This is a genomic window from Flagellimonas meridianipacifica (assembly GCF_003001695.1).
GTDB lineage: Bacteria > Bacteroidota > Bacteroidia > Flavobacteriales > Flavobacteriaceae > Flagellimonas > Flagellimonas meridianipacifica.
Genome location: NZ_PVYX01000002.1, coordinates 1,956,793 through 1,969,706, shown reverse-complemented (window position 1 = coordinate 1,969,706; position 12,914 = coordinate 1,956,793). Strand labels below are relative to the sequence as shown.

The 12,914-nt window shown below is 39.4% G+C and carries 10 protein-coding genes; 6 read left to right on the top strand and 4 right to left on the bottom strand.

Annotated elements, in window-relative coordinates; translation table 11 throughout:
• Positions 1 to 6 precede the first annotated feature (6 nt).
• From CLV81_RS19025 to CLV81_RS19000, 6 genes are all read left to right on the top strand, one after another.
• A complete protein-coding gene (locus tag CLV81_RS19025; protein ID WP_106147339.1) occupies positions 7 to 1,620 on the top strand; it encodes a trehalose synthase in 1,614 nt (537 codons plus the stop codon).
• Positions 1,613 to 3,508, top strand: a complete 1,896-nt coding sequence (glgB, locus tag CLV81_RS19020) for a 1,4-alpha-glucan branching protein GlgB (RefSeq protein ID WP_106147338.1) — start codon at positions 1,613 to 1,615, stop codon at positions 3,506 to 3,508. The genes CLV81_RS19025 and glgB overlap by 8 nt, the downstream gene beginning before the upstream one ends.
• Positions 3,509 to 3,604: 96 nt before the next feature.
• Positions 3,605 to 6,004: a glycoside hydrolase family 31 protein gene (locus tag CLV81_RS19015; protein ID WP_106147336.1), complete on the top strand. Its 2,400-nt coding sequence runs from the start codon at positions 3,605 to 3,607 to the stop codon at positions 6,002 to 6,004.
• Between the two features lie 36 nt (positions 6,005 to 6,040).
• On the top strand, positions 6,041 to 6,850 hold the full coding sequence (locus CLV81_RS19010) for a M48 family metallopeptidase (RefSeq protein WP_106147334.1): 810 nt from the start codon (positions 6,041 to 6,043) through the stop codon (positions 6,848 to 6,850).
• A gap of 95 nt (positions 6,851 to 6,945) precedes the next feature.
• A complete protein-coding gene (locus CLV81_RS19005) occupies positions 6,946 to 8,274 on the top strand; it encodes an MFS transporter (RefSeq protein WP_106147332.1) in 1,329 nt (442 codons plus the stop codon).
• 95 nt (positions 8,275 to 8,369) lie between these two features.
• On the top strand, positions 8,370 to 9,812 hold the full coding sequence (locus CLV81_RS19000; RefSeq protein ID WP_106147330.1) for an ATP-binding protein: 1,443 nt from the start codon (positions 8,370 to 8,372) through the stop codon (positions 9,810 to 9,812).
• A gap of 113 nt (positions 9,813 to 9,925) precedes the next feature.
• Here the strand turns inward: CLV81_RS19000 and CLV81_RS18995 are convergent, their stop codons facing one another.
• Genes CLV81_RS18995 through CLV81_RS18980 form a run of 4 tightly spaced genes read right to left on the bottom strand, consistent with a single transcriptional unit; the run spans position 9,926 to position 12,869 of the window.
• A complete protein-coding gene (locus CLV81_RS18995; RefSeq protein WP_106147328.1) occupies positions 9,926 to 10,648 on the bottom strand; it encodes a head GIN domain-containing protein in 723 nt (240 codons plus the stop codon).
• Between the two features lie 28 nt (positions 10,649 to 10,676).
• Positions 10,677 to 11,768, bottom strand: coding sequence for a DUF4097 family beta strand repeat-containing protein (locus CLV81_RS18990; protein ID WP_106147327.1), 1,092 nt, complete (start codon positions 11,766 to 11,768; stop codon positions 10,677 to 10,679).
• Positions 11,749 to 12,309, bottom strand: coding sequence for a hypothetical protein (locus CLV81_RS18985; RefSeq protein WP_106147325.1), 561 nt, complete (start codon positions 12,307 to 12,309; stop codon positions 11,749 to 11,751). The genes CLV81_RS18990 and CLV81_RS18985 overlap by 20 nt, the downstream gene beginning before the upstream one ends.
• A gap of 2 nt (positions 12,310 to 12,311) precedes the next feature.
• Positions 12,312 to 12,869: an RNA polymerase sigma factor gene (locus tag CLV81_RS18980; protein WP_106147324.1), complete on the bottom strand. Its 558-nt coding sequence runs from the start codon at positions 12,867 to 12,869 to the stop codon at positions 12,312 to 12,314.
• Positions 12,870 to 12,914 lie beyond the last annotated feature (45 nt).

Genomic DNA, 12,914 nt, shown 5'->3' with positions numbered 1-12,914 from the left:
TTTAGTTTGAAACCACCCTACGAATTCAATATAGCATGGGAACAGCTGTTGGACGACAACAGTTTTACCGACGTGTTCTTATCGACGGTTTTGCAAGACTATGTGGTTCGTCAGAGATGGTATGGTGGAAAATCGAGCAAGTTAAAATACATTGAGCTTCAAGAACATTTCAGGATTCAGCAGCATGGTGAAGTGTATTATGGGTTGATTTTGGAAATAAATTTCGAAGAGGCCTTTTATCAGCATTATTTTCTTCCCATAGCTTTTGTATCCGATGTAAATTTTGCTAAAAAAGATAGGATTCTACCTCTAAAACTCAACGGTCAGGACGGTTTTATCATAGATGCCCTTAATTTGGAAGCTTTTAGGAAATTGGTATTTGAACGTTTGGTAACAGCCGAACCCAACGATACCACGAGAGTTAGATATCATAAAAGCACAAATTTCGACGATACAGAGTACAGCTCGTCACGATTTATGGGGTTGGAGCAGAGCAACACCTCGATTATAATGAACGACAAATACGTAATTAAGTTTTTTAGGCGCATTTATGCTGATAAAAACCCAGATTATGAAATGAGTCGTTTCCTTTCCGAGAAAAAGGAGTTCAAAAATACTCCGGCCTACATGGGTAGTTTAAGTATTATCGATTCTGACAATGCCAATATTACAATTGCCTTGATGCAAGAATTGGTGCCCAATGAAGGAGATGCATGGGAATTCATGTCGAAGGAGATTGATGGTGTTTTTCAGTGTCTTGAGCGAAAAAACCTGGATGTTTACTCCCTTCCGGAGACCGAGCTGTTCAATAGATTGCAAATAGCGGATGTTCCACCACAAATTATTGACTGGGTTGGACTCAACATCTTTCTAAAACTTCAAACCCTGGCCAAAAGAACAGCAGAGATGCATGTAGCCTTGGGTTCCGAATTTGAGGACACCGCCTTTACTCCGGAGCATTTTAATGGGGACTATGAAGTATGGCTTAAAAATCGTTTGCTATATCAATTTCAAAACCGACTGAATACTGTCGAAAATAACATCGGCCGACTTTCGGGAATGTCCGCTGACCTGGCCAAAGAATTTTTGGAGCGAAAGAACGAAATCCGAAAGCGATTTATTGGTTTTGACTGGACCAAGCTTAAAGGTGAACGGTTGCGCGTTCACGGCGATTATCATTTGGGTCAGGTTTTGGTCAAAGGTGACGATTTTTATTTATTGGATTTTGAGGGAGAGCCCGAGAGTACCATTCGGGACAGAAAAGTAAAACAACCTCCCTTAAAAGATGTAGCAGGTATTTTCAGATCATTTCATTACGCTGTTTACGCCACTATTTTTAATAATGAAGACAAGTATCCCTATTCTCAGGAAGAACTATTTCATGCAGGGGAGATTTTATACACCTATTTTATTAATGTTTTTTACGCTGTATATGTAGATTTGATTCAGAAAAACAATATCAACATAGGCTACACCCAAGAACGTATTTTTTTGCTAGAGTACTGCATGCTCGAAAAAGCAGTGTACGAATTGGGATACGAAATGAATTCAAGACCTTTATGGGCGGTAATACCACTTCGAGGTATTATGGGTATAATAAATAACAAACAACATGGCTGAAGTAATTCCACATAGCTTTTTTACCGATTTCGATATCAATCTCTTTAAATCCGGAAAGCATTTCAGGCTTTATGAAAAACTGGGTTCCCACCTAACGAAAGTTGATGGAAAAAAGGGAACATACTTTGCGGTATGGGCCCCTTCCGCTAAGTCGGTCTCCGTAGTCGGTGATTTTAATCACTGGCAGCCAGGAGAGCACGAATTGAATGTAAGATGGGACCAAAGTGGCATTTGGGAAGGTTTTATTCCAGGGTTGGATATGGGAACGCTGTACAAGTATAAGATTCAATCCCATCATAATGATATTTGGACTGAAAAAGCGGACCCTTTTGGAAGATATTGCGAAATCCCTCCCAATACGGCTTCAGTGGTTTGGGAAGCTTCTTATAAATGGAAGGATGAGTCTTGGATGAAGAACCGAACTGATCATAACGCCTTGGATAAAGCTTATTCAGTTTATGAAGTACATCTCGGTTCTTGGAAAAAGAAAAATGGCTGGGAATCACTAAGCTACATTGAGTTGGCTGATGAATTGGTGAGTTATGTGGAAGATATGGGATTTACCCATGTAGAATTCATGCCAATTATGGAATATCCCTACGACCCATCCTGGGGATATCAACTTACTGGCTATTTTGCACCCACTTCACGTTTTGGAAAACCCGAAGATTTCAAGCTATTGGTTGATAAGTTCCATCAAAAAGGAATTGGAGTGATTTTAGATTGGGTACCCTCACATTTTCCAGAAGACGCACATGGGCTTGGTTTCTTTGATGGCTCCCATCTTTATGAGCATCCCGATAGGCGAAGAGGGTATCATCCAGACTGGAAAAGTCTCATTTTCAATTATGGAAGAAACGAGGTAAGGGCTTTTTTGATTAGCAACGCTATTTTTTGGTTAGACCAATACCATGTGGATGGATTACGTGTAGATGCGGTGGCGTCCATGCTGTATTTGGATTACTCACGTGAAGACGGGGAGTGGGAACCGAACATGTACGGAAACAATGAAAATCTTGAAGCGATGTCTTTTCTTAGGGAAATGAATCAAGAAGTATACGCAAGTTTTGAAGGTGTACAAACCATTGCCGAGGAATCTACTGCATTTACAGGAGTTTCCAAGCCTGTTCATTTTGGAGGGCTTGGCTTTGGTATGAAGTGGATGATGGGATGGATGCACGACACTTTGGAGTTTTTCAAAAAAGAGCCTATCCATCGCTCATACGATTTAAATGATATCACCTTTAGCATGACCTATGCTTTTACCGAAAACTTTATGTTACCCTTTTCGCATGATGAGGTGGTTTACGGTAAAAATTCCCTTTTATACCGCATGCCAGGGGATGAATGGCAAAGGTTTGCCAATTTAAGGCTGCTCTATGGATACATGTTTACACATCCAGGAGCCAATTTATTGTTTATGGGAGGAGAGTTCGGTCAGTCTTCCGAATGGGATTTTCAGAATAGCTTGGATTGGCATTTGACGCAATACGATTTTCATTCAGGGATTCAGGAGACCATCAAGGACCTAAATAAGTTGTATAAAGAAAGTCCAGCATTACATGAAAAACAATTCAGTCCGGAAGGATTCCAATGGATTGAGTACAATGATCGGGAAAACACCGTGATTTCCTATAAACGTATGGGTAATAATCCTGAAGATGATCTAATTGTGGTCTGCAATTTTACTCCTGTACCAAGAGAAAACTACAGAGTGGGGGTGCACAAATCCAAGCAAATGAAATTGTTGTTTAATAGTGATGATGTCAAGTACTCTGGCAGTGGTGTGGGTAAAAAAACATTGAGACCAACTTCCAAAGAATGGAACGGCTGCCCAAAATCGGTAAGTATGACATTACCCCCTTTGAGCGTAATTGTTTATAAATAAAGGTTTTCGTTTTGTTTACGAAAACTTTATTGTTCAAAACATCTTTTTCAATTCTCATAGTAATGTGTTTCTTTTGTCTTTCTCAATAGACCAACAATGATTACTAATACAGAGATTGCTAAAATTGGAAATCAATACCCCAACCATATTGTTGATTTCAAGCATGAAAATGATAAAATATTTTTCACTACCCAGAATGGGGTCATTCTGGAAATAACCATACTCCGTGACAGTGCCATTCGCTTAAGGTATGCGACGGAACACGTTTTTGAGCCGGATTTTTCGTATGCCATCAGCGATGATGTTAGTTTAGGATATAACAGTCTTACCGTAAAAGAGGAGATTCCAGAATATGTAATAACCACCTCCAAGATTAAGGTATATGTGAACAAGTCCAATCTTAAGATACAGATTGAAGATATGGACGATGTTATCTTAAGTGAGGATGAACTTGGTTTTCATTGGGAGGAAAACTATGATTACGGGGGTAATATTGTTAAGATGAGCAAGGTCTGCCATTCCGGGGAGAGTTATTATGGAATGGGGGACAAGGCTTCTCACACCAACCTAAAAGGAAAAAGAGTAAACAACTGGGTAACAGATTCTTATGCCTATGGTAAAGACCAGGAACCTCTTTACAAGGCCATTCCATTTTACATAGGACTTAAAGAAAATATTGCTTACGGAGTATTTTTTGATAATTCCTTTAGTACCTATTTTGATTTTGCCAATGAAAAGCGAAATGTGACCAGTTTTTGGGCAGATGGGGGAGAAATGAACTATTATTTCTTCTATGGTCCGGAAATGAAGCAGGTCGTTGAAGCATATACAGATTTGACTGGTGTTCCGGAGCTTCCGCCATTGTGGGCACTAGGTTTCCATCAATCAAAATGGAGCTATTATCCTGAAAAAAGGGTGAAAGAGATAGCCGCCACTTTCAGAAAGCTTCAGATTCCCTGTGACGCCATTTATTTGGATATTGATTATATGGAAGGTTTCCGATGTTTTACTTGGAACAACCGTCATTTCCCTAATCCCAAAAAAATGATTGCAGAGCTTGAAGAAGATGGCTTTAAGACCGTTACCATGATTGACCCTGGAATTAAGATTGACAGGGAATATTGGGTATATCAACAAGCAATGGACAATGGATTTTTCTGTCGTAGGGCTGATGGACCACATTTTAAGGGGAAAGTTTGGCCTGGGGAATGTAAGTTCCCAGATTTTACAAACCCAGAAGTTCGTGAATGGTGGGGCGGACTATACAAGGAAATGATATCAGACATGGGAGTCAAAGGGGTTTGGAATGACATGAATGAACCTGCCGTTATGGAAGTACCTACTAAAACGGCAAATTTGGATGTTCGTCATGATTATGATGGCCATCCTTGTAGCCACAGAAAAGCACATAACATTTATGGAATGCAGATGGTACGTGCCACTTACGATGGAGTGAAAAAGTACATGTTTCCTCTGAGGCCCTTTGTCCTTACAAGAGCTGCTTATTCAGGCACCCAACGTTACTGTGCCACTTGGACCGGGGATAACGTAGCTACCTGGGAACATCTTTGGATTGCCAATGTACAGATGCAGCGCATGTGCATGAGTGGGTATTCATTCGTAGGTTCGGATATTGGCGGTTTTGCGGAACAACCCAATGGCGAGCTTTTTGCGCGTTGGATGCAACTGGCCATTTTCCATCCATTTTGCAGAGTACATTCCAGTGGAGACCATGGAGACCAGGAACCTTGGTCTTTCGGAGAGGAAATAACCGATATTGTGAAGAGCTATATTGAGTTGCGTTATCAACTGCTACCATACATTTACACACTTTTTTACAAGTATATCAAAAACGGAATGCCAATGATTCAATCTTTGGTATTCTATGACCAAGAAGATACCCAGACCCATTTCCGAACGGATGAGTTTTTGTTTGGGGAACACTTTTTGGTATGTCCGGTACAAGAGCCGAATGCGCAAGGTAGACGGATGTATTTTCCTAAAGGAAAATGGTATAATTTCTGGAATGATGAGGTAACTGAAGGCGGATTTGAAAAATGGGTGCCTGCAGAATTGGATAGAATTCCTCTTTTTGTAAAGGAGGGGGCCATGGTTCCCAAATATCCGGTACAACAATATGTTGGAGAAAAAGAGATAGAGGAACTACAAATCGATGTATACTATAAAGAAGGCATTGAAAATTCCAGCGTATATGAGGACCAGCAAGATGGGTACGATTATAAAAAGGGAAGATACAGTCTGCGTAAGTTCAGATTACGAGGAAAAGAAAATGAACTTATCATACAACAGTTCAAAGACGGAAACTTTATCACTCCCTATGAAAAGATAAGAATGACATTTCATGGTTTACCCTTTAAGATTGGCACTATAGAATTGGATAATGAAATAGTCGATTTTAAGGAGATTAAATTGAATGGAGACAACACGGTGGAAGTAAGCAAGGATTTCACTGAGTTGCATATTATTGGAAAATAATTTTTGTATTTTACTCATACTAAACACACCCATTTTATGAGAAAGTTAATTTTAACACTTTTGGTTTTTTTGGGAGTCGTAGCCTGCAAAACGAATCCGTTTACAGGAAAAAGCACCCTTAATTTTTATCCGAATAGTCAAATATTTCCAACCGCTTTTGCCCAGTATGACCAATTCTTGGGAGAGAACAAAGTTGTAAAAGGAACAAAAGATGCGCAAATGATAGTGGCTGTAGGACAGCGGATTGCTTCTGCTGCCGAGAGATGGCTCAATGCCAATGGATACCCTGGCTATTTAAAAGATTACAAATGGGAATATAACCTGGTCCAGGACGATGCGGTAAATGCTTGGTGTATGCCTGGAGGTAAAATCGTGTTTTATACCGGAATTCTTCCTATTGCCCAAAGTGAGACTGGGATTGCGGTCGTTATGGGGCACGAAGTGGCCCATGCCTTGGCCGATCATGGCGCCCAACGTATGAGTGCTGGTATGTTGCAGCAATTGGGTGCCGTAGCTGGAAACGTGGCCATTAGTGACCCACAGAAACGTAACGCGTTCAATCAGGCCTATGGGATAGGGTCATCGGTTGGAGTTATGCTTCCGTTTAGTAGAAGCCATGAAACAGAAGCTGATAGAATAGGACTTCAAATTATGGCTATTGCAGGGTATAATCCTGATGAGGCAGCCAATCTCTGGAGAAGAATGAAAGCCAACTCGGGAGGTCAAGCCCCACCTGAGTTCTTAAGCACACATCCATCAAATGATACGCGTATCAATAATCTGATGGCATGGGCCCCAGAGGCCAAAAGAGAAGCGGCTAAATACGGGGTTACCTCATTCAAATAGAAAAACAAACATTGAGTGTCATTTCAACCTTTCGGAAATCCTGCTTAGAATGGATTTTAAGGTTTTTGGAATGACACTTTTTTAATTTTAGGGTCATGGCACAAGTACTTGCAATGAAAGGAAGCAAAAAATTGTTGAATGCTTGGGCATTCTATGATTGGGCCAACTCTGTGTATAGTTTGGTGATTTCATCTGCGGTATTCCCAATTTTTTATGGTGCTCTTTTCAGGGCAGCGGAGATAGAAAAAGTAACCATTTTTGGAGGTGAAATAGCTCGTGCTCCTTTGATTAGCTATGTTACATCTTTGGCCTTTGTTTTTATCGCTATTGTTACGCCTCTTTTTTCAGGTATAGCAGACTACACAGGGAACAAGAAGGTATTTCTCAAGTTCTTTTGCTATTTGGGAGCAGCATCCTGTATTGGTTTGTATTGGTTCTCTTTAGAGAATATTTATTTTGGATTGGTTTGTTATTTCTTTGGATTGGTAGGTTTTTGGGTCAGTTTTGCCATCAACAACTCGTATTTACCGGATATTGCATATCCTGAGCAGCAAGATGGGATTAGCGCCAAAGGATTTTCACTGGGTTATGTTGGAAGTGTTATTCTTTTGGTCTTCAATTTGGCCATGGTAATGCAACCTGCTGTTTTTGGAATTACGGATAGTGGGGGAGAAGTAGCTGAAATAAAAGCAATGAAATATTCTTTTATTTCAGTTGGTATTTGGTGGGCCCTTTTCAGTCAATATACTTTTAAGCATTTGCCCAAAGGCTATAAACGTGAAGGGGAACGAACCAATGTGATTCTGAATGGCTTTAAGGAACTCCAAAGTGTATGGAAGCAGCTGGGAGAAGAGATTCGGCTTAAAAGGTATCTGGGTGCTTTTTTTGTATACAGTATGGCCGTACAGACCATTATGTTGATAGCTACATATTTTGGTGAGGAGGAGATTAACTGGGGAACCGATGGGGAACGAACCACCGGATTGATAATTAGTATTCTTGTTATTCAAGTTGTGGCAATCATTGGTGCAACCGCAACTGCAAGGGCTTCTAAAGTCTTTGGAAATGTAAAAACTTTAATTGCAATAAATGGTTTTTGGGTCTTATTGTGCATCTATGCCTTTTTCCTTCAGACACCTATGGATTTCTATATTGCTGCAGGACTTGTGGGAATTGTCATGGGAGGAATTCAAGCGCTTTCAAGGTCCACATATTCCAAGTTTTTACCGGAGACCACCGATACCACCTCTTTTTTCAGTTTTTATGATGTAGCCGAGAAAATAGGAATCATTATAGGAACTTTCCTCTATGGGGTAGTGGCCCAATTGACTGGAAGTATGCGAAACAGTACCATTTTTTTAGGGATTTTCTTTTTGATAGGAGCTGTTTTATTGCTAAGGGTTGAAAAACAACGAAGTTCGTAGGAACTTTCTGCTAAGTTTATTGGAAAGATGCCCTTTATTGGTAGAGATTGGTGTGAGTTAAAATAATTTTTGTTTCATTCCGTTTTTTAGACAAAATGAAGAATTTAAAGCAAGAAGAAAACGCTCCCGTATGGCACAAAACCCACACGGCGCGTTATGCATTATTTGGTGCGATTTTCGGTCTTTTATTTCCTATAATGGCGGTTTCAATAGACCTGTTCAGAATGGATTTAGATTTTACCGTGGAAAACATCGTGGCAATTCACAGAGATTTCCCCATTCATTTTATTATCGATACAGCACCATTTTTTCTTGGACTCTTCGCTTCATTTGGAGGTAGGGCCATGGATAAAGTAGCAGTAAAGAATACCCAACTGAAACAAGCCATGGAATTCAAGGATATTTTTTTGGCCAACATGAGCCATGAGATACGAACTCCCATGTCAGGTATTATAGGAGTGATAGATCTATTATCCAAGAGCCACGATTTTAATGAAAAAGACAGCAAGTATCTGGATATTATACAAAGCTCGTCGAAGGACTTGATGAAAATAATCAATGATATTTTGGATTTTTCAAAACTGAAAGCAGGAAAACTTTCTTTTGATTACCAAGAAAAGAATATTAGGGAAATCGTAGAGGACGTCCGAAGACTTTTTCTTGCCGTAGGTGAATCAAAAAACATTATGGTTACCACACAGGTAGATTCAGGAGTGCCGAAATATTTAATGATTGATGAGGTTAGATTAAAACAGGTATTATCCAATTTGGTGGGCAATGCCATTAAGTTTTCTTCAAAAGGTGATGTGACTATCAAGGTTTCATTTCTTGATGATACCCAGGATGATAGATTAAAAATCGAAGTAATCGACCAAGGGGCAGGGATTTCAGAAAAGAATTTGGAAACCTTGTTTTCTGAATATGCTCAACTAGAAGAAGCAAATACCTTTTGTGAAGAGTCAGGTACCGGTTTGGGATTGTGTATTTGTAAAAAACTGGTAGAATACATGGATGGCGAGTTAGGAGTGATCAGTAAGTTGGGAGAAGGAAGTAATTTTTGGTTTACCCTTAAGACAAGGACAACAGATAAGGTAAATATTGATAAAAAAATAGACCTCCTACCTAAACAAACAGAGATCTTATCCATGAATGTTCTTATGGCCGAGGATAATAAAACACTATGTGCAGTATACCAACACATGTTGGAGAAGTTGGGATGTAATACTGTGATTGTGCATGATGGTGAAATGCTGATAGAGGAGTTTGAAGAAAATCGTTTTGATGTTATTTTATTGGATGTTAACATGCCAAAACTTGATGGAATTAAAGCGATGCAAAATTTAAGAACAAAATTTGGGGAATTGCCACCAATGATTGGAATCAGTGCCAGTGCTTTGCAAGGTGATGCCGAAAAATATATTGAACAAGGATTGGATGACTACTTGACGAAACCTTTTACCGTTGACGAACTAGCTGCCAAGTTGGAAAAATGGGAGGGTGTTGGTAAAGAGAGAATGACTTTGCAGAATACCGACTGACTTTTGAGAAGCAAAATACTCACAAGATTCAATAAAAAACGGGCCTTTTGAGGCCCGTTTTGTTTTCGATTGATGATGTAGTTGTTTTTTGATTGGATGCGTAAACCCCTGTTCTAGTAGCTATTAATGTCTCCGGAACCAGAACTTTTTGTGTCTATTTTCTTGGGATTCCCCTTATAGCTAATATCTCCGGAACCAGAAACCCTTGCACTGATACTTTCATTGGCAGTCACCTCTACATCTGCAGAGCCAGATACCTGTACCTTAACGTAATCCGCCTCTAAGCCGTATGCGTTGATATCCCCAGAGCCTGAAACTTGAACCTCTAAGTCAGAAGCTTTTCCATTCAATTTCATATCTCCAGAACCAGACATTGATGCCTCCACACTATTGGCCTCAACATCCAAAACAATGTCACCAGAACCAGAAATCCTAGTTTCAAACGTGTCTGATTTAAGGGTGGTTCTACCGATAATATCTCCAGAACCGGATAGACTTACCGCATCTACGGATTCTACTGGGACTACAACCAAAATTCCAGATTTCCAGCTGGATGGTTTCAAATTGACACCTTTTTGGGCCTTTATCACCAACTTACCGTCTTTTACCTCGGTTTTGATATAATCAAGTAGATTTGATTCTCCTTTAAGGGTAATTTCCCCTTCGTTTCCTGCGATTAGTTCTAAATCGAACCAGCCTGCTAATGCTATGGCATCATAATCGCCAACCGATCTTTCAATGGTCACTACATTTCCGTTTCCTTTGATTCTTTTCCATTGCGCATTTGTTATTCCAACAAAGCTAAGGGCTAAACATAAGGTTATAAGCTTTTTCATGATAGTCTTTTGTTTTTTGAAATTGTATTTAGTTTTTATAAAAAGTTACTCCACCGTATTCGCTATTAATATAAACTACGTTGCCGGAATTGTCATCTCCATAGTATCCATTATAGTACTTCTCACTGGATTTCTCCTTTCTTACTTGCAGCTCAAAATCGCTTAGACCACTTACCCCAGCATATTCTGTGGAAATCTCGAAATCAAAGTAATATTCGGGATGATATCCAATTTTTATGCCTGTGTAGTCCGATCTGATATTGATATCTCCAGCTTCTGGCGCCATTTTGTTGATTTTGATGGAACCGTAGTCAGAAGTGATTGCAACATCACCGGAAACCGTACCCAGTTTTACCCCGATATAATCGCCATTTCCTTTTACACTTTTCACCTCATTCACTTCAATGGAACCATAATCACTGGTATATTCCAAGTTCCCCATTTCCTTGATTACCGCATTGGTGTAATCGGCATTTATTCTTAAGTCTCCCGCCTTTTCGATGGTAAAGCCTGAGTAGTCTGCTATAATTTCACCACTATTGATAAACTCAAAGGTAGAACGGGATGTATAATCAAATCGAAGTTCGTTGTTACGGCCTCTAAGCTCGCCAATATCCATTTTTCCGTAATCACAGCTTATCTTAGCATGACCATCAATTCTATCCAAGTAAATATTTCCATAATCATTGCTAAGGCCAACACTATTTTTTACAGGAAGCTTCACTGTATAGTTCACTTGAACATTTACGTTCCTTTTCTTGTTCCATTTCCAGCCCCAATTGTTATTTCTGTCCCCAAATCGTGTTCTGGCGGAAACTAGATTGGAACTACTGTCAAAATCGACATCTATTTCATCCAAACGTTCTTGTACGCGTTCTTCATTGTTTCCATTGGTTTTGATTTGAACCTCAATAACCACGCGATTTTCATTCCAAGAGGTAAGGCTGAGGTTACCGTAACTATTGGTAATCTTCAAGAGTGCATTTGCGTTTACCTCATACTCTTTTTTAATGGTCTTTTCCTTGGTGTATTTTCCACCCAGCTTACCCTTTTTAGCTGACGAAGTGAGTGGAACAAGTAGTAAGAGGCAAAAAATGCTTTTATATAGTAAAGTTTTCATCATTGTATGATTTTAAATTTTTAATATTTTCTATGCTATTAAGCACTTCTTTTAAAAGGTCTATTCTGGTTTGGAAGTTGGTAATCATGGCGTTCAATATAATTTTACTGTCACCGCCTTTGATGAGTTCTTGCTCAAGATTGGCATAGTCTCTTTCCAATTTATCCAGCTGTAAAAGTGTATCATCTACCAATCTGGCCGTTTCAGGAGACTTCGCATTTTTTAATTCCTGTACCTGTTGTTCTATTAGGCTCCCGAAGTAGAACTCGGTTTTTGAAACCTCGGGAGCAATCTCCACCACCTGTTCCTTAATGGAAGGTTCGGAAGTAAAGAGTTGCAATCCTAAAAGGCACAAAACTGTCACCGAGGCCGCTATGGAAAGAGGTTTCCAAAGCTTATTTTTTCTTCTGTGGAGTGAAACTACACCCTTCGATTGGTTCAATTTATCTAAAAAACGCTCTTGGTGACCGCTTCGGGGTTCTTCAACATCGAATTCTCCCTGAAGTCTTTCAAATAAATCGTCTAAATTCTCTTTCTTCATAACTAAGCATTTACCGTCAATTTCTTTCTCAGACTTTCCTTGGCTCTAGAAATAGTCGTTCTGCAATTCGCATAACTAATGTTCATAATCTCACTGATTTCTTCGTAATCATAGCCTTCGATTAAATGTAAGGTCAAAGAAACTCTGTAATTGTCTTTTAAACTTTTCATGGTCTCCATCACTTTTTGAGCCTTCAGTTCAGTATAACCATTGTCATTCAAAGCAACTTCATCATAATCTTCGACCTTGTACATTACCTCATCCAAATTTGTGGATCTTGCTTTCTGTTGTTTTTTGTAATGATAGATACTGTTGTTAATCACAATTCGCTTCAACCAAGCTCCGAAGGTGACATCCCCTTTAAAGGTGTGCAGTTTTGTAAATGCGTTTAAAAACGATTCCTGCATAACGTCTTCGGCTTCTGCGGTGTCCTTTACAATTCTAAAAGCTGTGTTGTACATGGCCTTGTAATATCTATTGTAAATTTCCATTTGTGCACTTTGCTTGCCTTTTAAGCATGCTTGAAGCAATGCATCAGTATGTTCATTTTGGTGGCTCAAAAAATGATTGATTTGTCTTAAAGAGTGGTGAAGGTATGGATTGTT

Bases quoted from the DNA above. Each gene is read 5' to 3' on its own strand.
- CLV81_RS18995 (WP_106147328.1), bottom strand. From the start codon at position 10,648: ATGAAAAAGCTTATAACCTTATGTTTAGCCCTTAGCTTTGTTGGAATA.
- glgB (WP_106147338.1), top strand. From the start codon at position 1,613: ATGGCTGAAGTAATTCCACATAGCTTTTTTACCGATTTCGATATCAAT.
- CLV81_RS18985 (WP_106147325.1), bottom strand. From the start codon at position 12,309: ATGAAGAAAGAGAATTTAGACGATTTATTTGAAAGACTTCAGGGAGAA.
- CLV81_RS19010 (WP_106147334.1), top strand. From the start codon at position 6,041: ATGAGAAAGTTAATTTTAACACTTTTGGTTTTTTTGGGAGTCGTAGCC.
- CLV81_RS19015 (WP_106147336.1), top strand. From the start codon at position 3,605: ATGATTACTAATACAGAGATTGCTAAAATTGGAAATCAATACCCCAAC.
- CLV81_RS19005 (WP_106147332.1), top strand. From the start codon at position 6,946: ATGGCACAAGTACTTGCAATGAAAGGAAGCAAAAAATTGTTGAATGCT.
- CLV81_RS18990 (WP_106147327.1), bottom strand. From the start codon at position 11,768: ATGAAAACTTTACTATATAAAAGCATTTTTTGCCTCTTACTACTTGTT.
- CLV81_RS19000 (WP_106147330.1), top strand. From the start codon at position 8,370: ATGAAGAATTTAAAGCAAGAAGAAAACGCTCCCGTATGGCACAAAACC.